At 57.6% G+C, this 23,750-nt stretch carries 21 protein-coding genes and 1 pseudogene; 11 read left to right on the top strand and 11 right to left on the bottom strand.

What is annotated here, in order from left to right; all coding sequences use genetic code 11:
* Window positions 1-482 precede the first annotated feature (482 nt).
* Together ACUN0E_RS21120 and ACUN0E_RS21115 are read right to left on the bottom strand one after the other, a co-directional pair.
* Window positions 483-2,177 (bottom strand): ABC transporter substrate-binding protein, encoded by a 1,695-nt coding sequence (locus tag ACUN0E_RS21120; protein WP_445567879.1) that lies wholly within the window; start codon window positions 2,175-2,177, stop codon window positions 483-485.
* A 1,304-nt stretch (window positions 2,178-3,481) separates the two neighbouring features.
* Entirely contained in the window at window positions 3,482-4,225 is a 744-nt protein-coding gene (locus ACUN0E_RS21115; RefSeq protein ID WP_408242340.1) for a bestrophin-like domain, read from the bottom strand.
* Between the two features lie 601 nt (window positions 4,226-4,826).
* On the opposite strand from ACUN0E_RS21115, the gene ACUN0E_RS21110 reads away from it, so the two are divergent.
* The 3 genes from ACUN0E_RS21110 (at window position 4,827) to ACUN0E_RS21100 (ending at window position 6,847) form a co-directional block, all read left to right on the top strand.
* On the top strand, window positions 4,827-5,225 hold the full coding sequence (locus ACUN0E_RS21110; RefSeq protein ID WP_408242338.1) for a VOC family protein: 399 nt from the start codon (window positions 4,827-4,829) through the stop codon (window positions 5,223-5,225).
* A 395-nt stretch (window positions 5,226-5,620) separates the two neighbouring features.
* Window positions 5,621-6,445 (top strand): SIR2 family NAD-dependent protein deacylase, encoded by an 825-nt coding sequence (locus tag ACUN0E_RS21105; RefSeq protein WP_445567878.1) that lies wholly within the window; start codon window positions 5,621-5,623, stop codon window positions 6,443-6,445.
* A 39-nt stretch (window positions 6,446-6,484) separates the two neighbouring features.
* Window positions 6,485-6,847 carry a DUF4304 domain-containing protein gene (locus ACUN0E_RS21100; protein ID WP_445570498.1) on the top strand — a complete coding sequence of 121 codons (363 nt, stop codon included), beginning with the start codon at window positions 6,485-6,487 and terminating at the stop codon, window positions 6,845-6,847.
* 202 nt (window positions 6,848-7,049) lie between these two features.
* Here ACUN0E_RS21100 and ACUN0E_RS21095 read toward each other — a convergent pair whose 3' ends face one another.
* Window positions 7,050-7,421 (bottom strand): YciI family protein, encoded by a 372-nt coding sequence (locus tag ACUN0E_RS21095; RefSeq protein ID WP_408242166.1) that lies wholly within the window; start codon window positions 7,419-7,421, stop codon window positions 7,050-7,052.
* 434 nt (window positions 7,422-7,855) lie between these two features.
* Between ACUN0E_RS21095 and ACUN0E_RS21090 the strand changes: the two genes are divergently transcribed.
* Entirely contained in the window at window positions 7,856-8,734 is an 879-nt protein-coding gene (locus ACUN0E_RS21090) for a hypothetical protein (protein WP_445567877.1), read from the top strand.
* A 101-nt stretch (window positions 8,735-8,835) separates the two neighbouring features.
* A complete protein-coding gene (locus ACUN0E_RS21085; protein ID WP_445567876.1) occupies window positions 8,836-9,966 on the top strand; it encodes an acyltransferase family protein in 1,131 nt (376 codons plus the stop codon).
* Here ACUN0E_RS21085 and ACUN0E_RS21080 read toward each other — a convergent pair.
* Both ACUN0E_RS21080 and ACUN0E_RS21075 read right to left on the bottom strand, forming a co-directional pair.
* Complete coding sequence (locus tag ACUN0E_RS21080) at window positions 9,963-10,265, bottom strand: hypothetical protein (protein ID WP_445567875.1); 303 nt, start codon at window positions 10,263-10,265, stop codon at window positions 9,963-9,965. The two genes, ACUN0E_RS21085 and ACUN0E_RS21080, sit on opposite strands and share 4 nt — an antisense overlap.
* Window positions 10,266-10,424: 159 nt before the next feature.
* Window positions 10,425-10,640, bottom strand: coding sequence for a hypothetical protein (locus ACUN0E_RS21075; RefSeq protein ID WP_445567874.1), 216 nt, complete (start codon window positions 10,638-10,640; stop codon window positions 10,425-10,427).
* Window positions 10,641-11,654: 1,014 nt separating this feature from the next.
* Between ACUN0E_RS21075 and ACUN0E_RS21070 the strand changes: the two genes are divergently transcribed.
* On the top strand, window positions 11,655-12,137 hold the full coding sequence (locus tag ACUN0E_RS21070; protein ID WP_408233282.1) for a hypothetical protein: 483 nt from the start codon (window positions 11,655-11,657) through the stop codon (window positions 12,135-12,137).
* Window positions 12,138-12,187: 50 nt separating this feature from the next.
* On the opposite strand, the gene ACUN0E_RS21065 is transcribed toward ACUN0E_RS21070, so the two are convergent.
* The 4 genes from ACUN0E_RS21065 to ACUN0E_RS21050 form a co-directional block, all read right to left on the bottom strand.
* Complete coding sequence (locus ACUN0E_RS21065) at window positions 12,188-13,840, bottom strand: MFS transporter (protein ID WP_445567873.1); 1,653 nt, start codon at window positions 13,838-13,840, stop codon at window positions 12,188-12,190.
* Between the two features lie 340 nt (window positions 13,841-14,180).
* Window positions 14,181-14,408 (bottom strand): hypothetical protein, encoded by a 228-nt coding sequence (locus ACUN0E_RS21060; protein ID WP_408508714.1) that lies wholly within the window; start codon window positions 14,406-14,408, stop codon window positions 14,181-14,183.
* A gap of 183 nt (window positions 14,409-14,591) precedes the next feature.
* A complete protein-coding gene (locus ACUN0E_RS21055) occupies window positions 14,592-14,876 on the bottom strand; it encodes a hypothetical protein (RefSeq protein ID WP_445567872.1) in 285 nt (94 codons plus the stop codon).
* 88 nt (window positions 14,877-14,964) lie between these two features.
* Complete coding sequence (locus tag ACUN0E_RS21050; RefSeq protein WP_408233270.1) at window positions 14,965-15,237, bottom strand: hypothetical protein; 273 nt, start codon at window positions 15,235-15,237, stop codon at window positions 14,965-14,967.
* A gap of 415 nt (window positions 15,238-15,652) precedes the next feature.
* Here ACUN0E_RS21050 and ACUN0E_RS21045 point away from each other — a divergent pair, with 415 nt between their 5' ends.
* Window positions 15,653-17,863 (top strand): protein kinase domain-containing protein, encoded by a 2,211-nt coding sequence (locus ACUN0E_RS21045; protein WP_445567871.1) that lies wholly within the window; start codon window positions 15,653-15,655, stop codon window positions 17,861-17,863.
* Between the two features lie 97 nt (window positions 17,864-17,960).
* Here ACUN0E_RS21045 and ACUN0E_RS21040 read toward each other — a convergent pair whose 3' ends face one another.
* Together ACUN0E_RS21040 and ACUN0E_RS21035 are read right to left on the bottom strand one after the other, a co-directional pair.
* Window positions 17,961-19,244, bottom strand: coding sequence for an SUMF1/EgtB/PvdO family nonheme iron enzyme (locus ACUN0E_RS21040; RefSeq protein WP_445570497.1), 1,284 nt, complete (start codon window positions 19,242-19,244; stop codon window positions 17,961-17,963).
* A pseudogene (locus tag ACUN0E_RS21035) lies at window positions 19,227-19,934 on the bottom strand (caspase family protein); the annotation flags it as partial. The pseudogene ACUN0E_RS21035 and the gene ACUN0E_RS21040, both read right to left, overlap by 18 nt.
* A gap of 446 nt (window positions 19,935-20,380) precedes the next feature.
* Between ACUN0E_RS21035 and ACUN0E_RS21030 the strand changes: the two are divergent.
* The 4 genes from ACUN0E_RS21030 (at window position 20,381) to ACUN0E_RS21015 (ending at window position 23,666) form a co-directional block, all read left to right on the top strand.
* Entirely contained in the window at window positions 20,381-20,884 is a 504-nt protein-coding gene (locus ACUN0E_RS21030) for a DUF4399 domain-containing protein (RefSeq protein WP_445567870.1), read from the top strand.
* A gap of 46 nt (window positions 20,885-20,930) precedes the next feature.
* Complete coding sequence (locus ACUN0E_RS21025) at window positions 20,931-21,365, top strand: DUF4399 domain-containing protein (RefSeq protein WP_408233258.1); 435 nt, start codon at window positions 20,931-20,933, stop codon at window positions 21,363-21,365.
* Window positions 21,366-21,658: 293 nt separating this feature from the next.
* The gene (locus ACUN0E_RS21020) at window positions 21,659-21,934 is read left to right on the top strand and encodes a hypothetical protein (protein ID WP_408339340.1); all 276 of its coding nucleotides are present in this window, start codon (window positions 21,659-21,661) and stop codon (window positions 21,932-21,934) included.
* Between the two features lie 319 nt (window positions 21,935-22,253).
* Complete coding sequence (locus ACUN0E_RS21015; RefSeq protein WP_408391573.1) at window positions 22,254-23,666, top strand: efflux transporter outer membrane subunit; 1,413 nt, start codon at window positions 22,254-22,256, stop codon at window positions 23,664-23,666.
* Window positions 23,667-23,750 lie beyond the last annotated feature (84 nt).

Below are 23,750 nucleotides of genomic sequence, written 5' to 3'. Positions count from 1 at the left end.
TCCAGCTTGCTGCGACGCAGCGATCGTCGAATCTCTCGCCCAATACTGCGAAGAAGCCCCTTGACTGTTGCGACCCACTCGAGCAGATCCTGGGTCACACGCGCTGCGTTTCCCTTTACTTCTCGTGAAGAAAGTCATTTCACGACAGCGCACTTCTCTTCGCACCTGCGAGTTTTATCGTTGAACTCGATGCTGTATCACAGGGGAAATGGCGATGCGCAACATTAGCGAGGACGGTAAGTATCTCGACGCAGATGTTGTATTCGGTTGCGGTCCACGCTGATTTCGAAATGAATGAGACACACGCCTGACATTGCGCCCGACGGAAATTTTCTGGATGTCCTATATAGATACTTGATTTCGTCTATCAGGCTCGCCCTGGAGGAATCGTTTTCGGCGCTGAAAGCCCTGGTCATCTTGAGCGCGGGGTCCTGAACCTCAATTCCGAGCGAACGCGCTGACTCTCTGCATAACCGGTTGCCTTAACTCTGGCGAGCCTGAAGGATGCGGTCGATACGTTGTTGAGACCGGACCACCGCTTCTTTTGGCGTGAGCTCGCCGCGCATCATTCGATGAATCTCCTCGCCGAGGATAGACACCATCCCTGAAAACTCCGGGATTGGGGGACGCTGCCAATACTTCAGTTGATCGTTTTGCGCGAGTGTATCTATCGTCTCGATGACGCCACTCATGCCCTTGACCTCAGGATCTGCACTGACGCTAAAGCGCGGACTGACCAGGCAGCCATTCTGGACGTAATACTTGATCAGTTCGGGAGACGTAAGATATTGGACAACGCGCCACGCCATCTCGACACGTTTCGGATCAATGTTCCTGGGGATACCAAGAGCATATCCACCCATTGGCGAGATGCATCGTGCTCCCCCCGCACGCGGATGAGGAAGATAACCAGACCGCCTGTAGGCAGCCGACGCCGGGTTAAACTCGAAGCGCGCTGCGCGAACCGACCAGATGTATGCAGTCGCAATCTTCCCTTCGGCATACAGTTGTGCGACGTCGTCCCAAGCGAGGTCCAGTAGGTTTCGTGGGGCGAATTCCTTGAGAGCGAGAAGATACTCTGCTGTCGCAAGGCCTTCCGGGCTGTCGATCACGCATGCGATCCGCCCCCGAGAAAGTTGGGAAAGGTCGAAATCCTCGTCGATCATCGGCAAATCAAGCGGTGACCGGCCGAAGTCACCCAATAATTGTAAGAACGTTTGCGCGATTGCGGTTCCGCGTGCCGCGCAAAAAGCGACTCCAGCGATGTCCGGACGCTCCTTCTTTAGTAGACGAAGAGCCCGCAATGTTTCGTCGATGGTTGTGGGAGGCGCGAGACCGAGAGATTCGAAGATATCTGTCCGATAAAAAAATAGCTCGGCGGTTGGCTCGATTGGAACGCCGTACCGTACTCCATCGTAGCTCGCGGCATTCCAGCTTGCCGGATGGAAGTCGGAGGGATGTATGTTGCTACTTTCGAGCAGAGCATCAATCGGCATCAGTACACCCTTCTCCGCATATTCGCCGATCAACGGCATGTCGAAGTCGATGATGTCGTAATGAGAAACTGCCCGCCGGGCATCGTCGAGGGTCAGTGTTCGAACATCGTCTATCGATGCGCAAGTGATCTCGACCTTACCACCCAACCATTGCTCGAGTTCCTTTTGAGCCCCCGCCAGAATGAGAAACGTCGGGTCGTCGGTGAACAGAAACCGCATCGTATTCTTGACCCCGATGCCCTGCCGCAGGATTGCAGGCCCCGAGATAATGTTGGCGGCCATATAGGACGCACCGAAATAGTAGTTACTGCGTCCCTCGCCGTCAGTTGGAAACCCAAAGGTCTGAGCGACTATGTCCTTCATCCGCAGTGCATAGTCGTGAAAGCGGGCTAGCATGTCCTCACTGGGATGCAGGGAGAACGATTTCCCGGTCGTAGTGCGCTCGCGCTTGATGATCAGTTCCTCCGCGAGCATCTGGTCGATCTTTCGCACTGCCGTGCTGTAGGGCATATTCGCGGCGTGTGCCAGGCTGGTTACTGTAACCAGCTTGTTCTCCAAATGCCTGCGGATTACGAAAAGCAGAATGTCCCAGGTTGCCTCGTTGATCCCCAGACACTCGTTTGACAACGTACGCGCCTTCTCGGCGAAGGAAATGATCGTCAATAGTTCTTGCTTCGTCACCGCTTGCGCTCCTTGTCTCCAGTGTGGCTGGCTCAACTGCCAGCGTCAGTTTTTCCGCAGCGACAGGATCGCGTTGACTACCGGAAAGTCGGCGGCTTCGAGCTTGCTGCGGATTCGCTTGTCACTGATAGGAAGTATATTGTGTTTCCGTCAGTGGACCTCCGAACTAAAGGGGTCTCGCTGGAAGCGGTTGGCGGTGAATATGTCATATCCTGCAGGGGCCCGCAAATATGACGAGTCCACGAAGGTTCTTGTTGACGCGGGTCGGACGAACCTATGCGCTCGCCGACATCTCCAGCCTACTGGATGGCGCTTGATCCGCCGTTCGCAGCGGGTGGCGAGCACGCTCGCGCTGACGTCGAGACAAGGACATTGGGAACAGTCGATGCGCGAACGGCAGGAAAGCAACCTATAGCAACCTCACCGAGCTCGTTGCCTGAATGACAGCAACCGCCGAACAGTCGACTCACACAAGAGGGCCGAGCGGCAAATGGACATTCAATGCTCATTTGTACGGGGTGCAGGCGCGTTCCTCTTACAATTTCGGCTTGCGAACGGACCAGATTCCGGCTCATGACTGCGGAGACTCCTGTGCCTTCACGCATGTCCCGTTCTGCAAACACAGATAGAAACGTTTTATCGCACTCTATGCCAGCATGGCGGCTGGTCTCCTACTGGCTGCAGGCGTCTTTCTGTCTGAAGCGCGCACTATCGTCGCTGACGAAGAAAGTGAGCCGTTTCTCGGCGGGTGATCACGAGACTACTGTTCAAATTGGATGAGGGGGTGGAAAGCATAGCCTCCAACGGCCGCTTTGGAGAAAGCTGAGGGCGGCAGTGGGTCGAACCGGGTCGGTCGTCATCCGGCTGGGTTCAGCCACTTTGAGACATACAACAACCAACCGAGACTCGCTGATATGTGCCGCATATCGAAGCCGGGAAACTCGAGATCCGTCCAGGCGTGAGCAATGTACTGAAGATCGCCAGCCGCGTTGCGCCGCAGTTCATGTTCCGGCAAATGGTCAAGCTCGGCCGTCCGAAACCATCTAGCGTCTAAGACAAGTTGCTTCAGCAATCGATGTTGACCCTGCGGGTACGCCGGGCCGAGGCGAAAGATTGAATGAGCGTTCTACAGCGGATGCTGTTGAAAAAGTCGGCGGAGGTCAACGTCGCGAGGTCTGCAAAGGTTGTTCAACCCTTAACCGAGTCCTGCGAGCGGCTTGGAGGCCGATCTGAGAAATCGATTTTCTTACCGGCGGTGGGAAGATTGCGTGTCGTGACTTTTCAGCAGCATCAGCCGACAACGGTCAGCGATTCTCAGGCATCACCTGCAACAACGGCTCCGGCGTCAACGCGACTTCCCCTGTAAAGGGCCGATCATGGGAGAGGATGAGCAAAACGGTTGTGGCGAGTGCCACCGAAAACAGACCGATGGCCACGGCAGATGTCAGCCGGTTGTCGCAATGAACGAACGCGATGGCGAACAGCAGGCACACCGCCAGAAACGCCAGGCATAACCATTTGACACCATTCACTTCGCTGCGACTGATCAGGATGCGCTCGCTGCGCACTTCGAGAGCATGCTGCAGGGACGCTGCGACCTCGCGCTGCGCCGTCTGCTGCCCGGGCGTAACGACTGGCAGGGATAGCGTGAACTTCAGTGCGTTGTACAGCGTGGGAGGAGTAACGTTAAGTGTGACGGCTCCCTTCGCCACGAGCGGCCATTCAGTCGTCGCGGTGTACTGGATGTAGTCTCGGACCATCCTTCGCAGTTCGGTCTGGGCTTCTTCTGGCAAAACGGCAGACATGACAATAACCGATCGCAGCGCACTCGCTTCAGTGGCCACCGCGACATTGGCTCGCGCTGTATCGTTCCAGACCTGCGAGGCCGTGAAGGCGATAAATAAGCCAAATATGATACCGAGTGGAGAAAGCAGACCAGGCGAAATTGCCTTGAATGATCGCCCATGTCGACCGGCAGCAAGCCATCCGGTGACGAGATGGATGGTCGCGCCCGCGAGAAATATCGCACCGAAAGTGACAAGTGCCATCAACCATAACGGCAGCTCATGTATCCATGTACTCATCATTGTGGTTGCGCAGTCTGAACGGGATACTCCTGGTGGGGCGGGGAGTCCAAACCCCTCAACCAGACCACGAAGCTCCATCGGTCGTCTGTGCGCTCGACCACGTTGCACCGTGATGGCCGACCGGCCGCACAGCGTTGATTACTGCCCGACCCGACCCATGCTTGCCTCGCTCAAATTCACCGCTTCGCCGATCGTCACAACTCGATAACGTCGTGCCAACTCCAGCGCCCTGATCCAAAACAAGACTTTTTCAACACAATCCAGCGGAAAGGCGTCGTTGCGGCGAGAGGGCGCGAACGGAAGAAACGTGTCGAATTGGGACGCCCAAAGTTGCTTTGCCGACGCGGAGGGCAGGCTCGAACTGCGCGGCATCACCGCCCAGCCAGGCTGCGATCTAATGTTCGTAGTACGGCCGCTCGCGGTTGTCACGAATGGCATACTGGGTCGCAAGATCGGACGGATCTAAATTGAGCCACGCGTCGAGCATTCTTGAACTCCTCAAGGCTGCTCGCAGCAACTACTGAATTTAGACTTCAAATCAATCCCACCATCGAGGTGCTTCATGACAATAGCCAGACCCTTTTTTATGTTTCAAGATGGCGATGCGCAGGCTGCATTGGATTTGTATTTCTCCACATTTCCTGATTCACGGATGGTGCGGGCTGAGCGCTATGCTCAGGGCGAGCCAGGTCCAGTGGGCACGATTAAGGTCGCGGTATTCACAATTTGTGGACGAGAGTTCATGTGCTCCGACAGCCCGATCAAGCACCACTTCTCGTTCACGCCTGCGAGTTCTACCTTCGTGGAATTCGATGCAAAAATAGAACTGGAGCGTGTATTTGGCATCTTGTCCGAGGGCGGTCAGGTTTTGATGCCATTGGACAATTACGGATTTAGCCAGCAATTCGGCTGGGTCAGCGATCGGTTTGGTGTGTCCTGGCAGTTGAACCTTGCGGCCTGACGATTCATTCAATCCGGCCCACCTGTCTTCATTGAAATCTACGTGGATGTCCATGAGTTCAGGGGATGAAATGACAGGCGCATGGCCCGTCAGATGTGGTTTTCCACCATTGCTGCAGCAAATCTGTGGCACACGAACTTCCCCTCTGAGGGCATCAGCCGACTGTTACTTAGTCTGGGCTCGCACGCGCTCATCCGACGGCAACCGGCCATCAAGGGGCATTGACAGCAATGGGTTTGGATGACCGCTTAGGAGTCTTTCGAAGACAACCGTAAAAAATTGATCCGCTTGTCGAACCGGTGGCCGCACCGCATTATTGTCACCGTGAGGGTGCAGAGATCTGTGGATATCCAGATCAAAGCGAGTGGCAACCCGGTTCTGGAAGAGTGGATTCGATGGACGAAGACGAGAAATTGAAACGCGCTGTTTCGTGGCTCCGTCAGGCAGACGGCTTGCTCGTCACGGCCGGGGCAGGCATGGGGGTCGACTCGGGTCTCCCAGACTTTCGGGGCGCTGAGGGATTCTGGCAATCCTATCCGGCGCTCAGGGCTCATCAATTGACGTTCCAGGACATGGCAAACCCGCGAGCGTTAGCCAGATCTCCGGAGCTTTGCTGGGGGTTCTATGGCCACCGGCTTCAGATATATCGGCGCACTACGCCCCACAAAGGCTTTCAGTTGCTTCGTCGCTGGGCTGAAAATATGCCGGGCAGCACGGCGGTCTTCACGAGCAATGTCGACGGTCAATTTCAAAAAGCTGGGTTTCACGAGGGACTCGTAGCGGAGTGCCACGGCTCCATCCACGTAATGCAGTGCTCGGAATTCTGTTCCGACGCGATGTGGTCGGCGGATGCGTTTGAGCCCGTTGTCGACGAGGTCAACTGCCGTCTGCTGAGCGATCTGCCGACCTGCCCACATTGTGGAGCTCTTGCGCGGCCCAATATTCTTATGTTCGGGGATTTTGACTGGATCGCTCTGCGCACAGAAGCACAAGAATCTCGCTTGAATAACTGGCTTGCTTCCGTCAAACAACCTGCCGTCATAGAGATTGGAGCTGGCAAGACTATCCCCACCGTTCGTAATTTTAGCGAGCGTGTCGGTTCCCGGATCATCAGAATCAATCCCACGGATCCTGGCATTGCATCTCATCGGGGAATCGGTTTTGCAGGACGAGCACTTGAAACTCTCGAACTGCTGAATGACGCGTTAAGTTTCGGTTAGGCGGCGCATATCGTAGCTCGTACGCCCGCCGTATAGCGAATTCGAACGCCCGCAATTCGCCGGTTGGGATTCAAAGGAACCCTGCCTCATTTCAGAAGACAACGTGAAAACAGGGTTGACCTTCTTACGGTTCAGTTTGACCGCCACGGTGGAGGCTTCGTTGTGGAAATAGCTTCGTGTGGCGTCGAGGGCTTCACCACCCATTGGGGACAATTCATCCCTGCTGCGACACTGACGACGCACGACCTTCACCCGAGCCAACGTCACAGATTGGGCTCGCCCGGACCCAATACCGACCACTGGTTCAGATTCGACCAAGGTGTCTCCCCGACGGTGGTTGCGGAACGCGTGTGCGCTCACCTTGATGAGGCAGAACGTTGGTGGAACACCCAGACGACGTAGTTTGCCGAGAAATTGTGAATAAAGACCTGTGTACGGAGGCGTTTGAATGACCGTTCAGTGCTTCATCGAGGGTCCGCTCAGGGTCGATCACAGGCGTCGCCGCTCGGCCCAGAAGCAGCATCGCCGCGATGACTCACGAAGCCGTGAAGGTGTTTGAGGAGAACAGAGCGCCAACGCATATTTGAGACACCCGTCCAAGCCCTCATCGGGCCCAGTAGAAATCCACGGGGATAAGCTCGACGACCCATCCACCTTCTTCGCCCAGCGTGGCCGCCGGGTGCATGGAGGCGATGCGCAACGCCTCGTCATGGGTATCCGCCTCGATGATGAACAGGCCGCCCACGACTTCCTTCGACTCGGTATAGGGCCCATCGGTGACGTGCGTCTTGCCACTGCGCGGGCGGAGCGTCCTCCAGTTGTCCAGATCGCCAAGCGATGCGGAAATCAGTACCTTGCCGGTAGCCCGCATCTTGTCGTCCAATTTGGGGCATTGGCTCACCAATTTCTTGACGTCGTCTGGCGCCATCGCGGCAAATTTATCGGGGGTGAAGTAGGCCAAGCCGAGGTATTTCATGGGAGATCCTTTGGGTGTGAATAACCTGACGACGAAGCTGATGATCGAAAATCGACAATCTTCTGAAAAGTTTGTAGCGGGTCTCGCCAGACTGTCCGCTTTTGGGGGCGCGCGGTGCCGACCGCCGAGCTCGTGCTGCACATGCGGATCGCGTGAGGCAGAGGTCTCGGGGCAAGAAAAAGGGAAATTGCACTTGAGATCAGAGATTCGTTAAATGACAGTGTGCAGGTGAAAATAAAAAACAGGAATCTCAAAATGTTTACGGCACTTCGGATTTTGAGATTGAATATAAATTCATTTAATTTATTCTCCTCAATTTTGACCTTAGTAGGTCGTCGGAAATTATTTTTTTGATTGATGATGATTATAAGTTTTCGGTGTGAATTTTATTTATTTCGTATAGTTTTTATAAAAATTAAGTGTTGGGAGGGTAAGTGAGAGAGGTAACTTTCTGGTTTAGGGTTAAGCGTAGATTGCGCCGCGACCTTGCATATTATCTTTCGTTTATTTTTGAATTTATATATTTATTAATTAACAGATGGTCGCGTGAGCCTATCATTGCTGCAGAAGGGGGCGTGACAGTTTCATTAACATCGCATGGTTCACGGATTGAGACGGTCTTTTGTACGATAGAATCGATTGGAAAAGGAGTTTGCAAGCCCGGACAATTGATTTTGTGGATTAATGAGAAAAAAATATTTGAAAATCTGCCCGAAACCCTCAAGCGCCTCCAACGGAGAGGGTTAACGGTGAGGCTTTGCGAAAATTTTGGTCCACATACAAAATATTTTCCTGTCATAGAATCCGGCGAACTACCGGAATTATTGGTTACGGCCGACGACGATATATTTTATTCGAGAAACTGGCTAAAGCGACTTACGGAAGAAAATCGTCGCACTCCGGACACGATAGTTTGCTACCGCGCACATCGTGTTGAGGTAAGTGAAATCGGCATAGCGCCGTATCAGTTTTGGCAGCCGTGTAGCACCTCTGAAGCAAGCTATTTGAATTTCGCTACAGGGGTTTCGGGAGTGATTTATCCGAAGAATTATTTGTTGTGTCTAAAATTGGCGGGCCGAGAGTTTGCTTCCTGCGCGCCGCGTGCCGACGATGTATGGCTCTATGCGACGGCGATAAGGAATGGGTTCGAGATTCGCCAGATCTTTCGCCGCCCTATCCATTTCCTGGAGCACCCGCGATCCCAAAAAATTGCCTTGCATATTGACAATGTAATGGGCGGAAGGAACGACGTTCAAATTGCAAACACGTGCACCGCGCGTGATATTGAGCTTCTTTTGACTAGCTTAAAATAGTTTGTTGCCGAGTGATATTCGGCGCCACGGATGCGATGCAGAAAAAGCGATTGACCAGCGCTCATCGTGGCAGTTGAGGCAGGTTCATGCTCGAATGCGAGATGACCAAGCAATTTTGTTTCGACGGGGGAACAATGAGAAAGATAGATACGCTGACGGGGCTTAGAGCTTTCGCAGCTCTGCTCGTCGTGATCTACCATTATTCCGACAACGCCGGGGTAGTTGGCTTGGGACTGACGCACATCACGAAACACTGGGTATGGGGCGTCGACATTTTCTTCGTGTTGAGCGGCTACATCCTGTCCTACACGTACATCCCTACCTATCGGGAGAACAGTTTCAACTTAGGCAGCTACGGGGCCTTCATAACCAAACGGATAGCACGTATCTATCCGCTTCACCTCGCTACTTTTCTAATAGTGGTTGTGATGTGGCTAACTGCCGTTAGATCGGGCCATGAGTTCGCCCACAGCCAAGTGATTTACACGATGCGTTCGGCCGTCGAGAACCTTTTGATGGTGCATGCATGGGGGCTGGAGAGCCAGATCAGTTGGAACTTCGTGTCGTGGTCAATCAGTGCAGAGTGGTTTGCCTACCTGTTTCTGTTTCCGCTGTGTGTCTTGGTGCTGCAGCGGTTTAAACAACGGGTAACTGGCGTGCTCGTCGTTCTCTGCTGGCTGGCTCTTTGCACCTATTCATACGGTTATCGGGATGTTGGTGTCGGATTTACAACTGATGGGTTCATTCGAATCGTTCCGGAATTCCTCGCGGGATATTGGCTGTTCAGATGGCGGCATATGCCTAGGCTGGGGGACCTCGACATCATCTATGCGCTGGCGGCGCTGGCGTACTTCTCCGTGGCCGACTGGCCGTCGTGGATGCTGCTACTGCCGGTTGTCATGGTGCTGATTTCTGGCGTCGCTTACGGCCGAAGAATGTCTCGTGCGATTTTTGGCAATTGTGTGACCGTCTTTCTTGGCGAGATTTCGTTCTCGATCTATCTGATTCATCCGGTGGTGCAGATCGTGTGCAATCAGATGGTGAGGTCATCGCGCATCCAGAATATCGGTGACTATGCAGGTGCAATTCTGCTCGCTGAGATCGGTCTGGTAGTGGCAGCAGGAGCAATCTGCCACTTCGTTATTGAATTACCGTGCCGGCATTTCATCGTGGGCTTGCTGAAGCAAAAGAAGGCCAAAGACGTCGCGACCGGCGCGTCCCTAACCGCCTAGTTCGGCCCTGCCGATACCACTTGGTGATGCTGTTGTATTTCTAGCGGAATGAACCACGGCGGGCAAGAGTCGTCGGTGCGTTCGCAACTGTTTGCCCTGAGTTCGGGTTTACGGTCAGCGCGCTCGGCATCACAGATCGTACCTGTCGCAAGCGTGCCGGCAGGCTCCAAGCCAAGAACATCGACGTTGTTTCCGATTGTGATCGCGAAGCCCGTGACCGGCGTCTGCAGAGAATAGCCGCGTCGTGCTGCGCCCGCCAGCGAATAAACGTTGCTCGCGGCGTTCACAGGCAACGACATCAGAATCGATGCTATTGGGTAAATGCCGTTGGTAACGTCGGGAAATAGCTACTGTTGTCGAAGGACGTACATTCGATGGATATGCCAGCGATGCTGCGGATCTCTTTAGCAACCGTTGATACCCATAGCCCTGCTACTGGAAAACCACCGTTCTGTTCTCTAAACCCCACCCCCCCTCTCCGCCTCAAACCGATCCAATTCCCCAAGCAGATGTCGGATTTGAAACGTTTGCAGTTCGGTCAGCGGGAACTCATCCTGTATGCGCTGTAATCGTTTGCGCCAGTAAGCCGGCAGCAGCACAGGTTCACCCCGAAAGGCGCGCAGCGACGGCGCCATCACACGCGCGACGTGCGCGATGTCTTCATCCATGGTCATGCAAGAACCCCGAAAGACCTCGATGTTTAGCTTTTATTTTTATGTGCGCGCTCTTTGGTGAGAATCGGTTCTTAGTAGCTGCGCAAACGTCGACGCCAATAGTAAGAAATCAGAATCACCAGGTCAAGGTATCTTACCGAATTTCGTATGAACGGCGATTCGAATTTGCCTTGATTTCAGGGCTATTTCGATCGCGGAAGCATTTCAAGGCGTAGCTTGTCTAGCCTTCAATGATGATGCCTCTGCCCGCAAGATCGCATCAGAACGACTCATGTGAAACGGCGCAAGTGAGTGTCTCCCAACCTGAAGACGCAGGCGGAAAAGCAAAGAACGAGTGGACGTGGGGTGGCCCGGCAACGTGAGGTCATGCGTTGAGCGCATCACTATCATGGCGAAAGAGCCGTTTGAGTTGGCGAACCAAAGCAGCAGTTCTCTACAAAGTTCGTCCGGCAGACGCAGTACAAAGGTAGCAATACAAACGCCTGCAAGGGTGGAGCCAATGAGGGCACGTCTGACAGCACAAAGACAGGCAAAACGCCTACCTATCCCGCACCTCATCCGACAACCGTAGTCTCGTCATTTTTTCCACGGCGACGAGACTCAACGTCAAGCTCTTCACTCTCGATCGGTGTTTAACGGATGGAATCGTTCAAGCGTTCAACATGCTGCATCGCAGCGAGCGAAGGTGTCGATTCAGGTAGCAATGTAAAGATTCGTTATAATTCGCGCGATTAACCCGTCCGGTGATCGTCCCAAAAAACGGATGGTTTAAATTGCTTCTGCCGTCAGACAAGACGGTGCAGGTTTGACAGCCTGTTGAGATGAACCGCACTACCTGCGAAAGTGGGTAGTGCTCAGCTATGCGTGCCATTTCAATGGGCGGGCGCTAGTGAGGGGGCCGCAAGGCCCGCCGGTTTGGTTCATCTCCCGGTCTGTCAACCTTGCTACGTGCCCGCTCACCCCATCTGTCTAGCGAGTGTCGGGCGATCCAAGGAAGCAACCGGGAATCGCACCATGAGCAAATCCGTCGAAACCTCACCCCTCCAGCAACCGCACAACGTTGACGCTCACGCGAGGGTCAAACGCATCGCGAGCGCCGCTGCCGATTTGAGCGAGAGACATGCAGCACAGTTCGCCAATCTCGCCGCGTTGGCGAGAACCTTGCAAACGGTCATGCTGGCGAGCAAAGTCAAGTTGGACGACTATGCGCAGTTAGCGCGAGCCCTCGTCGACTGTGCTGAACAGTACAAGGAGCAGGCGGATCTGGAAGACATCGCATTTTCAATCATCGCAACCGACAGTCAATTCCTGCTCGACGATGAAGCGCGTGCTGCCGTGCTCGGAAACCGCCCGCGCAGAGTCGAAGTCACAGACGAAACAGCCGATCACGAAGTAACACTGGTGAAAAAAGTGAAAGTCGTCAGAAGATCCAACGCTAGGCTACGTGAGCAAACACTTGCGAAAACTGCCGAGCCAATAACAGTCACCGCGCACTGAGACATACTAGAGGCATCGGGGCCGAAGCCCAAACCCCAAACCCGACGCCGTTAAAGCGCATTCCCCCGCGGCGGAAGCGCATCAGCTTGCGCCGCGCCTCCACCTGCCACGACCTCCGCTTCCGGATAACTGATCCGCACCGGCGGCACGAACCACGCGAGGCACAACCCGATCAACGCGGCCGCACCCGCCATCAGAATACCGATATGAATCGACTGCACGAGCGCATCGCGTGCGGAATTCATCATCGCATCGCCCGCATGTCCCGCGCTCACCAAACGATTGATCAGCGCCGCCTGTTCCGCGCGATCCACCAGCAGCTCGGGGCTCGCAAACGATTTGAACCACTGTGTCGCCTGATACGAAGCAAGCGAGCGATGCACACCCTGCGTGTAGAGATGCCCGAGCAACGCACCGGTCATTACCGTGCCCAGCATCCCACCAAAAGTACGCAGCGATTGCAGCAGTGCCGTCGCCGCACCGAGCTGATCACGTGCGACGATCTGCTGCGAACAGACCGTCAGACTGGTCGCCACCAGACCGAGCCCGAGACCGCTGATACCCATGCACGACATCCACACGAGATGCGGCTCGGTGCCTCTCAGTACGATCACGCTCAGACACGCCAGCGCGGACAGCGCGAAACCCATATACATGATGCCGTTCGCGCGACGAATCCGTGTGACGATGCGATTGTTCACCACGCTGCCTACAGTCGTGCCGAGCAGCAACGGCGTGATCAGCATGCCCGAGTCGTGCGCAGACATCGCATAGCCGCCCTGAAACAGCAGCGGCACATAAAACACCAGCGAAAACAGCGCGAATCCGCCGAGCACCGACATTGCGAAGAGCGCGGAGAGCTTACGATCCATCAGCATATCCACCGGAACAATCGGATACGCGATGCGCCGCTCCCATAGCCACAAAATCAGCGCACAACTCAACGCCACGACGGCCAGCACGATTGTTAGCGTGTCGACGCCGTGCTTCGGAAACAATTCGATCAGCAATTGCAGTGCGCCGAACGTGACCGCGAGCACGAACGCGCCGAGCCAGTCGAGCCGCACGGGGCCCTTGCGCCGCAGGTGATGCAGCGGTGGCAAGAAGCGCTGCACGAACAGCAGCGACACGAGACCGACCGGCACGTTGACAAAGAACACCAACCGCCAGCCGCCGTATTGTGTGAGCACGCCTCCGAGTGTCGGTCCGACCATATTGGCGACACCGAACGCAGACGTAACGAACACCAGCCAGCGCAGCCGCAGCTTTGGATTGGGGAACAGATCGGCGACGGTGGCGAACACCGTGCCGATCAGAATGCCGCCGCCAATCCCTTGCAGACCGCGCGAAATTACTAGCAACAGCATGCTGGTGGCGAACCCGCACAATACCGACGCACCGGTAAACAACAGAATCGCAGCGATCAGAAATGGCTTGCGGCCGAACAGATCGCCCAGCCGCCCAAAGATCGGAATCGTGATCACCGAAGCCAGCATGTACGATGTCGCGACCCATGCGTACAGATCGAAGCCCTTCAGATCGGCGACGATGCGTGGCAGTGCCGTGCCGACAATCGTCTGATCGAGCGCCACCAGCATCGAGACGAAGGCAATGCCCAGCATTGCTAGCAGCGACTCGCGAAACGGTAGCAATTGTCCGCTGGATAAAGGTGTGTCGAGCGCTGGCGTCATGGCACGATGCATTTCATTGCGTGTCTCCAGTTTGCATCATAAGCGAGTGCGCGGCGGCCAACGTCGCTGCGTGCGGACATTCGCCAGGTCAACCGAACAAAGCACCCGCCATCGGGAAAGCGTGCCCGCCACGTCTGTTTTCCAATTGCAGGCATCTCGCGCGTCCTACAAGAGGGACCTTTTAATACGGCCGTCGAAGATGTCAGTGTCGATCTGGTTCGAAGCGCGCCATGCAGGGTGCCGGCACGACCGGCACCCATGCGGATGGCAAGCGGGTCAAGCGCATAGGCATCAAACGCAAACGGCACGCGCGTTAAGCGCGTGCCGTTGCTGCGAGTGTCTGAACGGCGGTCTAGCTGCGTGGCGAACTGCGCGCCAAGGTAGCAGCGGCCACATCGGCAATCGTCTGATGTGCTGCAGGGAAACCCGGCGGATAGTCGACAACGCGTGCGGATCCCGGCACCACCTGTACGGCGACGCTCGCCCGCGCTCCGATTCGTGCACCGCCGACAATCGCGGCCATCGCCTCGCGGTCGAGTTCGACGCTGTCGGTAAGGTCCTTGATAACGAGCTTTGCCATGGCGGCTCCAGGGAAGCGATCGAGCCGGGGGCTGGTGGGACTCTCCAGCCGCCGCCCGAGTGTGTCTTTAAGTGTGCTGAGGTCTCGTCGCACTATCAGTATAGGAAATCTGCTTGCAGCTCGCCTGTGGGATATCAACAGGCCGCAGTAGGGAAGCCCCCGGCTCCGCGCTACTGCATGCCATTAAATGTTGGCGTAATTGGCGGCCCACAGCGAAGGGCTGACATTCAGGTTCAACGGTACGAAGCCCGCACCGATCACGCCGATGTTGTTGAGCGCGGCGACGTTGACGGTTTGTATCTGGCTGAGGTTCTGGACCACCGAGACGCTGACATTGGCGACGCTGCCAAGGCCGGGCATCGAAGGCAAGCCGGGTACGCTGCTGCCGGTGCCGCCGGCCACCGCCGACATTGCACGGCGGTCGAGCTCGCGGGTGCGGGACAGATCGCGAATCATGAGGGATGACATGGTGATTCTCCAAAGGTGCGCGGAAGACGGGCGTGATCGAAGCGAAGCGGAGATTGCCGAGGGCTCCTCCGCTTCGCCGAATCAGGCTTTAAACGTGGATGTTGTTGCTCGACGTCACGTAGGGAACGATCGACGTATCGAGGCCTGCCGCGAACGCGACATTGTTGCCGTTGGCGTTCTGAAGGTTGATTTCGTTGCTGATCAACTGCGTGGCGCTGACCTGCTTGCTGTTGTTCGGTGCGACGATCGGGCTGAAGTTGAAGTACGACGTGGACGGGCCGAAGCCGCCGCGCACGGCGCTCATGGCCTTGCTGTCGAGTTGGGTGGTGAGGGACAGGTCTTTGATCATCAGCGTGTTCATGGTAAATCTCCTGGAAGGAAACATCACAGTCTTGCGGTTGGGTTCGAGCATCTTGTCTGCTCGAGTGTCACTAATGCATGGGCTGTGCCAGTTTCATTTGTGCCTCCTAATAAAGTTGACAGAGGCTTGATGCACAAGGCTTTCGCGTCACGCCGCCGCGTCGGAGACGCAACAAGGCCACTCGAAGATAACTGTCCGCTGATGGCGCGTACCCAACATCGCGCCGGATTCTGTTGGATGTCGCAAGACACTCGCCGGGCGTGCACGCAGCGGGGCAATCCTGGTTTGCGAAAGCGCGGGTCGGGAGCTAGTATCGAAGCGGCACATGTAACTGGTTACGACAGGTTTTCTATCAGCCCGAAAGGCTCCGGTCGCATGCGATCCGGCCCAACGGCAGCGGGGGCGCTTCGCACAAATGGCTAGCCTTGCGCATGTGATTCGCGACTATCAGAGCGGCGAGCTGTCACGTGACGAGTTCGTCGCTCAACTCGACAGCACGTTGACGACCGAAGGACTCGGTCCCACGCAGCTGCTGGACATGCTCGGCGCAGCGCATCGCAAAGCCCCTTTGCCCGACGATCTCTACACCGAGGTGCGGCGGCGCATCGAACAGTTGCGTGTCTCGAACGTGGCGGCCGGCGGCGAAGAAACCGGCATGCAGACCACCGTCGAGATACCGTCGGTACGCTCGGCGAGTGGGGCGAACGCGGCAGGCTCCACAAGTGCCGGGAGCGCCGCCAGTGTGCCGGGACACGATCAGATCAAAGGCACCGGCGATACGCTGAACAACCGCTTCGTCCTTGAGGAATGTCTGGGTGTCGGCGGGATGGGCACGGTCTACAAGGCGCTCGATTTGCGCAAGCTCGAGGCGTCGGATCGCAAACCGTATCTCGCGGTCAAGGTGCTCAACGTCCAGTTTCGCGGCAATCCGAATTCACTCGTCGCGCTGCAACGCGAGGCGCGCAAGGCGCAGGTGCTGGCGCACCGCAACATCATCGCGGTGTACGACTTCGACCGCGACGGACCGATCGTCTACCTGACGATGGAGTACCTCACCGGCAAGCCGCTGAGCCAGCTATTGCGCACGCCGGGCTATCAGGGAATGCCGGTTCGCGCCGCGCTGCCGATTGTGCGCGGCATGTGCAATGCGCTCGCCTATGCGCACGAACACGGCTTTGTACATTGCGATTTCAAACCCGCCAACGTCTTTCTCACGACGAATGCCGAAGTGAAGGTGATCGACTTCGGTATCGCCCGCGTGTTCCAGCGGCCGGAGGAGGAGAGCGACGCCACCGTGTTCGACCCCGGCAGTCTCGGCGCGTTGACGCCCGCGTATGCGAGTCCGGAGATGATCGAGCATCGCGAGCCGGACCCGCGCGACGATATCTACGCGCTCGGCTGCATTACCTACGAGTTATTGACGGGCCACCATCCGTTCGACCGATTGTCGGCGACACAGGCCCGCAATGCGGACTTCAAGCCGCAGCGGCCGCCCAATCTCGATGCCAAACAGTGGCGCGCATTGCGTACCGCGCTTTCGTTCGATCGTGCCACGCGTATGCCGAGCGTCGTGCGCTTCATTGCGGAGTTCGACAACGAAGCGCGCGCGGAGAAATCGGGTACGTTGGTCAAGGCGGGGTTCGCGGGTTTTGCAGTGGTGTGCGCCGCGGTTGTTGGCGTGTTTGCGTTGCGGTCAGCGCCGAATCGGCAAAGTGCTGCGCAGCCGGCTTCGGAGGTGTCAGCGGATCAAGCGGCTTCGGTCGCGAAGCCTGTTGCTGCAGCAACGGTAGCGAGCGCGCCTGAACCCCCTTCGACAACCGCGCCAATCGCTGGGGGCACCGGAAAACCGACCGCAGGCTCATCTGTCGGGACAACCTCAGCGCTAACCGCAATGGGGCCCGGGTCATCACCCCAGGCGCAACCTCCTGAACCACCCGCGCCCCAACCCGCGTTGACCCTGGCCGCCGTCGCGCCGGTTCTGGCGCAGGTGCCGTGCTCGGCGCTGTCCGCTTCGGCACAAGACCACTCGTTGACAGTGCGCGGCTACGTCTCGCAGCGCTACGGCGCGGCGCATCTGAAGGACACGCTGACGGCATTGCCGGGCGTCGACACGCTGACGCTCCAGGTTGAGCCACTCGCCGACGACAAATGCGCCACGATCAACGCGCTTGCCCCCTATTGGACCCGCAACTGGCGGGCGGGCCACGTTGCGTCGCTGCATGTGCGGCCGCCTGGCGGCCAGTTGAGCGAAGGCGATCCGCTGGTCGTCGACGTGACCACGCCCGCTTACGACTCGTACGTGAACCTCGACTATTACCAGCTCGACGGCAGCGTCGTGCACATGGTGCCGAGTCCGCGTGCGAAAGACAATCAGGCGCCCCCGCACTATTCGGCCACGATCGGCAGCGCCGGTGACTGGATCATTTCGAAGCCGTTTGGATCGGAGATGGTGGTGCTGTTGATTACGCCCGCGCCGCTATTCGACAAGCCGCGGCCCGAAAGCGAATCACGTGCCGATTATCTGCACGCACTGGATACGCGGCTCGCGCAGATCGCCGGCAAATACGGTCAGGATCACATCGTCGCCGACTTCGCGCCAATCACGACGAAGCCGCACACGCCTTAAGGGGCGCGCCGGGATCGTCCGCCGCTTCCGAAACGCTCGCAGCCCAAGACGCACCCACCGCCCAGCATGACCCGCGTCCACTGTGGTCGCCACCGCGTTACTTCAGATCCTTGACCACCCTGAAGCCATCTTGCGACTGGCGCACGCTCGCGCTGTACTTGAAGCGCGTCGCGCTCAGCATGTAGCTCCCGCCTTCGCGCCACGAACCGCCGCGAATCACGCGCATGTCGCAGCTTGGGCTGTCCCACGCGTGGCCGTCGGTGGGCGCGCCCTGGTAGGAGTTGTGCCAGCAATCGGCGACCCATTCCCAGACATTGCCGTTCATGTCATACAGGCCAACCGGATTCGGCGCGAACGAGCCGGCCGCTTCGGGCCCCTCCTTGTGCCAGGGATCGCCGCAGTCCTTGCAATTGGCGTTGCCCTTGCGCATCTGATCGCCCCACCAGTATGCCGTCGTGGTGCCGCCACGGTCGGCGTATTCCCATTCGGCCTCCGTCGGCAAGCGGTACGGTTTGCCGGTCGTTTTGCTCAGCCACTTCACGTACTGTTGCGCGTCGTCCCAACTGAGGTCGCGTGCCGGTGTCGCTTTGTTTGTATTGTTTTCGGGCGTCAGCTTTTGACAGGCATTCGCGGCGGCACACGCGTTCCATTGCTCGACGGTCACCTCGTACTTGCCGATCGCGAACGGCGCGCCGATGGTCACGTGATGGAGGGGTTTTTCGGACGGGTCGTCGGTGCTGCTGCCCATCGAGAACGCGCCCGCGGGCAACGCGATCATGATCGGGCAGGTGGCGCAATCGCGGCTTTCGCCTGCGCTTGGTGCATGCGTTGCGGGCTTTTGCGCGACCGCTGGCGTGGAAGGTGCGCCAGGTGGAGCGGTCGACGCAGTTGGCGGCGGCACGGCGGCGTGCGGGTGGCCCTGCGGCGCCGCGCTGGCGGGCGGGGTGGGTCGCGCGGCTTGCTGTGCCGGTGCAACCGCTGGCGCAACCAGTGGCGCAGCAGATGTCGTGGCAGATGGCGAAGTGGATGGCGCACTCCCCGACGCCGCAGCGCGCAACCGGTCGATGCGCGCGTGGGCGAGCGTGGCAAAGCGGCCATTCGGGTAGGCCTTCAAATAGGCCTCGTAGTCGCTGGGGTAGTTGCTGTCCTTGATGGAATCCCAGAAGGTAATTTCGTATTGCTCGCTGCTGTCCTTGGGCAGGATGCCTCTGCTGTGCAGCGCGACAATGGGGTTGTCGCTGGCAGCGAATGTGAGTGCCGCAATAGCCGTGCGGGATACCGGCCCATTCAGGCTCCCGTCGCTGGCAAGCGATGAAGCGATCCACGGTGTTTGCTCACCGCCGGTGGCCTCGCTAACCTGCGTCGCGACGCGTTGAAACAATCCCGCAAGATCCTGCAATGAAGAAGTGTCGTTGAGTGTTCGCAGCAATGTGTTCGTATAGACACCGTGATGCATGCCGTCGGCTGCAAACCCTCCCGGCGCAGTGGCATACGCAATCACCGTATTGGCAGGCAGCGCGGACGCATCGAGCGTTACGTCGCTGGAGAACGGGTTGTTCAGGCACGTATCGAGAATCACGAGATTGAGTGCACCGGCACGCGGCGTGCGCATTGCCTGCAATACGGTATTCAGATCGACGCCTTCGCTGACGAGCCGTGCCGGCGTGCGTACATCGAGGCCGGCGGGCACGAGCAGCGTCTGCCGTCCGATTTGCATGCCGTGTCCCGCGAAATAGAAGAGTCCGGTGTCGCCGTCGCGCAGACGTTGGCCGAATTCGCGGATGGCTTGCCGCATTTGCTGCGGCGTCGCATTGCTGCGCATGATGACGTCGAAGCCGTGCGCGCGCAGTGTGTCCCGCATGGCTTCAGCGTCGCGCAGCGCATTATCGCGGACCGGATCTGCATCTTGACTGTGGGTGTCATTACCGATCACCAGCGCGATGCGCGGCAGCAACGTATTGTCTTTTTGCAGTGTGAGCGATGCGATGGACGTGGCTGTCGCACGCGTAGCGGCAGCGCCGTGCTCCGCGCCCTCACGCTGTGCCGCGGCGTAAGCGTTGCCCCAATGCATCTGAATGACCCCGGCCATACACACCAGCAGGAATGTTCGCCACATATTCGTATCCTGTTTATTCCGGACAGAACATAGGGTTTCGACGACAGAGACGTCCGCGTCAGCCGTTGGAGTGGATCGGGTGCAGCATCGATGCCGCTATCGACTCTCCATCGACAACCTATGAACAACGATAGCACGCGGTTTGCGCGTCACAACTGTCCGCACATCATCAATGCGTTATACGGTTAACGAGTGTGGCGTATCTTTTTGGCAAGTTACGTCCTAAGCTAATTCACAAAGTAGGGCAGTACGGCCGTTTTAATAGTACTGCCGCTCATCGACGTGAATCCGCCCCGTGAACTCACGTGAAACTACGCGAGCGCCCGCGACATTCAGCCGGAGCGTCCGGCTGCGCATTGCGCAGCCGAGGCAGCCATGACCAATCTTCGGGAGAGTGCGCAATGCGAAGAACCCTCACACCTGGCGTGCTCGACATACGTCATGGAACGAAGATGGGCCTTGCAAAGCTCTGCACGGTTTTGTGCGCCACCTGTTCTCTCCTGCTCGGTATTGCGTCAACGACCGAATTCGCACTTGCCGAACAAACGCCTTCGCCACCGGGCGCCGAGGAATACATCATCTGGCCGTCGGACGGGGCGGTGATTCACGGCGGCAAGCTGTGGGTCCGCATGGGTCTGCGCAACATGGGTGTGTGCCCGAAGGGCGTGGCGATTCCGAACACCGGGCATCATCATCTGCTGATCGACACGGATCTGCCGCCGCTCGACCAGGAAATTCCGTCGGACCGTAATCACCTGCATTTCGGTGCGGGCGAAACCGACGCGCGCATCGAGTTGCCGCCAGGCAAGCACACATTGCAGCTCATTCTCGGTGACCATCACCACGTGCCGCACGTACCACCGGTGTATTCGAAGAAGATCACCATCACCGTACTAAAAGACTAGCTGTCCCGTTCATTCAAAGCGGGTCCGTCAGGACGGAGAGACCAACATGTACAGGATCATCGCGCTCGCGGCGCTTGTGACATTGGCGTCACTGGCCGCGCCGAATTTCGCCACGGCCGGCACGACACCGTCGCCGGCCGGCGCACATGTCTATATCGGCTATCCGAACGACGGGCAGGTGGTGCAGGCCAACAAACCGTTTCGGGTGTGGTTCGGCTTGCGCTATATGGGTGTGGCGCCCAAAGGCGTCAAGTATCCGAACACGGGGCACCACCATCTGTTGATCGATACTGACCTGCCACCGATGGACCAGGAAATTCCAAATGACCGCAATCATCTGCATTTCGGCGCGGGCGAAACGGAAACGATGATTCAACTGCCGCCTGGCAAGCACACGTTGCAACTGCTGATGGGCGACGACATGCATATGCCGCACAATCCGCCGGTGTACTCGAAGAAGATCACGGTCATTGCGCGTTGACCTGTATTGGTTTTGGTTGGTGCGATCGGCTTTCCATTTCAGTGTCACGTTGCAACCAACACCGTCGCGTGAGTTGTTGGTTGCGATCCACCAGTGCGAACCTGGTGCTTTGCAGCCGTCGCGCTGCGTCTAACGGCACACCATCCCCGAAGTCCCTTATCTACAGCCGTTCGGAATATTTCTTGGGAACGGAAAGCGAAACTGGCACAGCCCATGCATTAGTGACACTCGAGCAGACAAGATGCTCGAACCCAACCGCAAGACTGTGCTGTTTCCCTTCCAGGAGATTTACCATGAACACGCTAATGATCAAAGACCTGTCCCTCACCGCCCAACTCGACAGCAAGGCCATGAGCGGCGTGCGCGGCGGCTTCGGCCCGTCTTCGTCGTACTTCAACTTCATGCCCGTGTACGCGCCGAACAACAGCAAGACCGTCGACGCCACGCAACTGATCAGCACCACGATGAACATTCAGAACGCGAACGGCAACAACGCAGCGTTCGTTGCCGGTGTCACCACCACGATCGACCCGCATGTGAGCTCCAGCAACAACATCAACGTGTATTGAACGGCGCCCGCCGCCGCGGAGGCGCTCAGGCCTCCGCGGGACGCGCCACCTCAACGCGTCAAAAAGATTTCGCATCCAATCGTTCTTTCCACACGACCCTGGCGTCACCGCCCGATCCCCGCGCCGACATTTCCGCACCGCTTCGATGGTGAAGCCGGGCAGGACATGCTTTACTTAAACAGCGCGTTCTCCTCGTGCAGCGTAGCCGGTGTCATCGGAGAAAATCGTGTCAGCGTTGCTTGATTCAGTGGTCCGTCAGTACTCTTTCAGCGCTTCGGCGCAGTGCTGTGTGGATCGTCAACCGGCGAGTGCAAGCCGTATGGCCGCGGCGCTGCGCGGACTCTGCGCTGCAACGGCCTGCGCGCTGTCGCTGTGCGCGTGCATCGACGTCAGCATGCCCGACTACAAGCGGCCGGATACACCGGCCAAGGCGTCGTGGTCGGATCAGAAGGGCTCGCCGGTATCGGCGGCCGCGACCATCGAGCCGGACTGGTGGAAAAGTTTCCACGATCCGTATCTGGACACGCTGATCGCGAAAGCGATCGCCAGCAACTTCGATATCAAGGTACTGGCCGCACGTATCGACGTGGCCGGCACGCAGATCGGTGAGGCCAAAGCGGGCGCATTGCCGACCATGGATCTCGGCGGCGGTGCCGATTTCGAAAAGAGTACGGGTCAGACGTTTGCAAAACAGTACAACGTCGCGACGCAAGTGAGCTGGGACATCGATATCTGGGGCAAAGTGGAGAAGGGCGTACAGGCGCAAAAGGCCGAATTCCACGCGAGCGAAGCGGATTGGCGCGCCGGCTATCTGGAACTGGTGTCGAACGTCTCAAGTACCTATTTCCAGATCCTGCAATTCGACGACCAGATCGAGCAGCAGCAACACACGCTCGTCACGAACAGGCAGATTCTCACCATTTATGACGGTCAACGCCGCAACGGCCTCGTGCCGCAAACTCAGGTGTTACGGCAACAGGCCGAGATCAACCGTCTGACGAATCAGTTGCTCGAACTGCGCCGCTCGCGTGATCTCGCGAACAACGCGCTATGCACGCTGCTCGGCGTGCCGGCGGGCGAGTTCCAGTTGCCGAAAGGACATTTGCAGCAACGCGTGCAATTGCCCGTAGTGCCCGACGGTTTGCCCGCGCAACTCCTCGCACGGCGCCCCGACGTGGTGGCCGCCGAGTTCAGAGTGCTGGAAGCCTACGACCTGGTCGGCCAGGCCAAGCTCGCGCAACTGCCCACCATCAACCTCACTGGCCACGGTGGCACCGCGAGTTTCGCGCTGACCGATTTGCTGAAGTCGTTCACCTACGGATTCATGCCTAGCATCAACATTCCGCTGCTCGATCCTGGTGTGCGGGCGCATGTGAAGGTCACGAAGGCGCAATCGACCGTCGCCGAACAACAGTACCGCGTAGCCGTGATGGGGGCGTTCGAGGAAGTGGAAAACGCGCTGGTCAATCTGAATTCGCACAAGGCGCAGCGTGTGGAGTTGCAGCAGGAGGTGTCACGTCTGCAAATCGTCGCCGATCAGATCCAGTCGCAATTACGCCTTGGCGTGGTGTCGCAACTGGAAGTTTTCGAAACCGAACGGACTTTGCTGGCGGCGCAGCAGGAATTGCTGGCCAACCATCAACTGATTCTGTCGGACACGGTGTTGCTCTATAAGGCGTTGGGCGGTGGCTGGCCGAGCGTGGATGTGCAAACGGAAGTAAAGGAACACTGAGCTAATCCGAGGCGCGGCGTATTTCGGCTGCATATGACGCATGAATGGCCCTTGCAACCGACGATTTGAAAATTGACACTTGCG

The organism is Paraburkholderia sp. D1E (assembly GCF_052682275.1).
This window is presented reverse-complemented; position numbering and strand designations above follow the sequence as displayed.

Coding starts and splice junctions, on each gene's coding strand:
- ACUN0E_RS21115 (WP_408242340.1), bottom strand. CDS start 4,225: ATGGCACTTGTCACTTTCGGTGCGATATTTCTCGCGGGCGCGACCATC.
- ACUN0E_RS21110 (WP_408242338.1), top strand. CDS start 4,827: ATGACAATAGCCAGACCCTTTTTTATGTTTCAAGATGGCGATGCGCAG.
- ACUN0E_RS21105 (WP_445567878.1), top strand. CDS start 5,621: ATGGACGAAGACGAGAAATTGAAACGCGCTGTTTCGTGGCTCCGTCAG.
- ACUN0E_RS21095 (WP_408242166.1), bottom strand. CDS start 7,421: ATGAAATACCTCGGCTTGGCCTACTTCACCCCCGATAAATTTGCCGCG.
- ACUN0E_RS21085 (WP_445567876.1), top strand. CDS start 8,836: ATGACCAAGCAATTTTGTTTCGACGGGGGAACAATGAGAAAGATAGAT.
- ACUN0E_RS21080 (WP_445567875.1), bottom strand. CDS start 10,265: ATGTCGTTGCCTGTGAACGCCGCGAGCAACGTTTATTCGCTGGCGGGC.
- ACUN0E_RS21075 (WP_445567874.1), bottom strand. CDS start 10,640: ATGACCATGGATGAAGACATCGCGCACGTCGCGCGTGTGATGGCGCCG.
- ACUN0E_RS21070 (WP_408233282.1), top strand. CDS start 11,655: ATGAGCAAATCCGTCGAAACCTCACCCCTCCAGCAACCGCACAACGTT.
- ACUN0E_RS21065 (WP_445567873.1), bottom strand. CDS start 13,840: ATGCATCGTGCCATGACGCCAGCGCTCGACACACCTTTATCCAGCGGA.
- ACUN0E_RS21060 (WP_408508714.1), bottom strand. CDS start 14,408: ATGGCAAAGCTCGTTATCAAGGACCTTACCGACAGCGTCGAACTCGAC.
- ACUN0E_RS21055 (WP_445567872.1), bottom strand. CDS start 14,876: ATGTCATCCCTCATGATTCGCGATCTGTCCCGCACCCGCGAGCTCGAC.
- ACUN0E_RS21050 (WP_408233270.1), bottom strand. CDS start 15,237: ATGAACACGCTGATGATCAAAGACCTGTCCCTCACCACCCAACTCGAC.
- ACUN0E_RS21045 (WP_445567871.1), top strand. CDS start 15,653: ATGGCTAGCCTTGCGCATGTGATTCGCGACTATCAGAGCGGCGAGCTG.
- ACUN0E_RS21030 (WP_445567870.1), top strand. CDS start 20,381: ATGCGAAGAACCCTCACACCTGGCGTGCTCGACATACGTCATGGAACG.
- ACUN0E_RS21025 (WP_408233258.1), top strand. CDS start 20,931: ATGTACAGGATCATCGCGCTCGCGGCGCTTGTGACATTGGCGTCACTG.
- ACUN0E_RS21020 (WP_408339340.1), top strand. CDS start 21,659: ATGAACACGCTAATGATCAAAGACCTGTCCCTCACCGCCCAACTCGAC.
- ACUN0E_RS21015 (WP_408391573.1), top strand. CDS start 22,254: ATGGCCGCGGCGCTGCGCGGACTCTGCGCTGCAACGGCCTGCGCGCTG.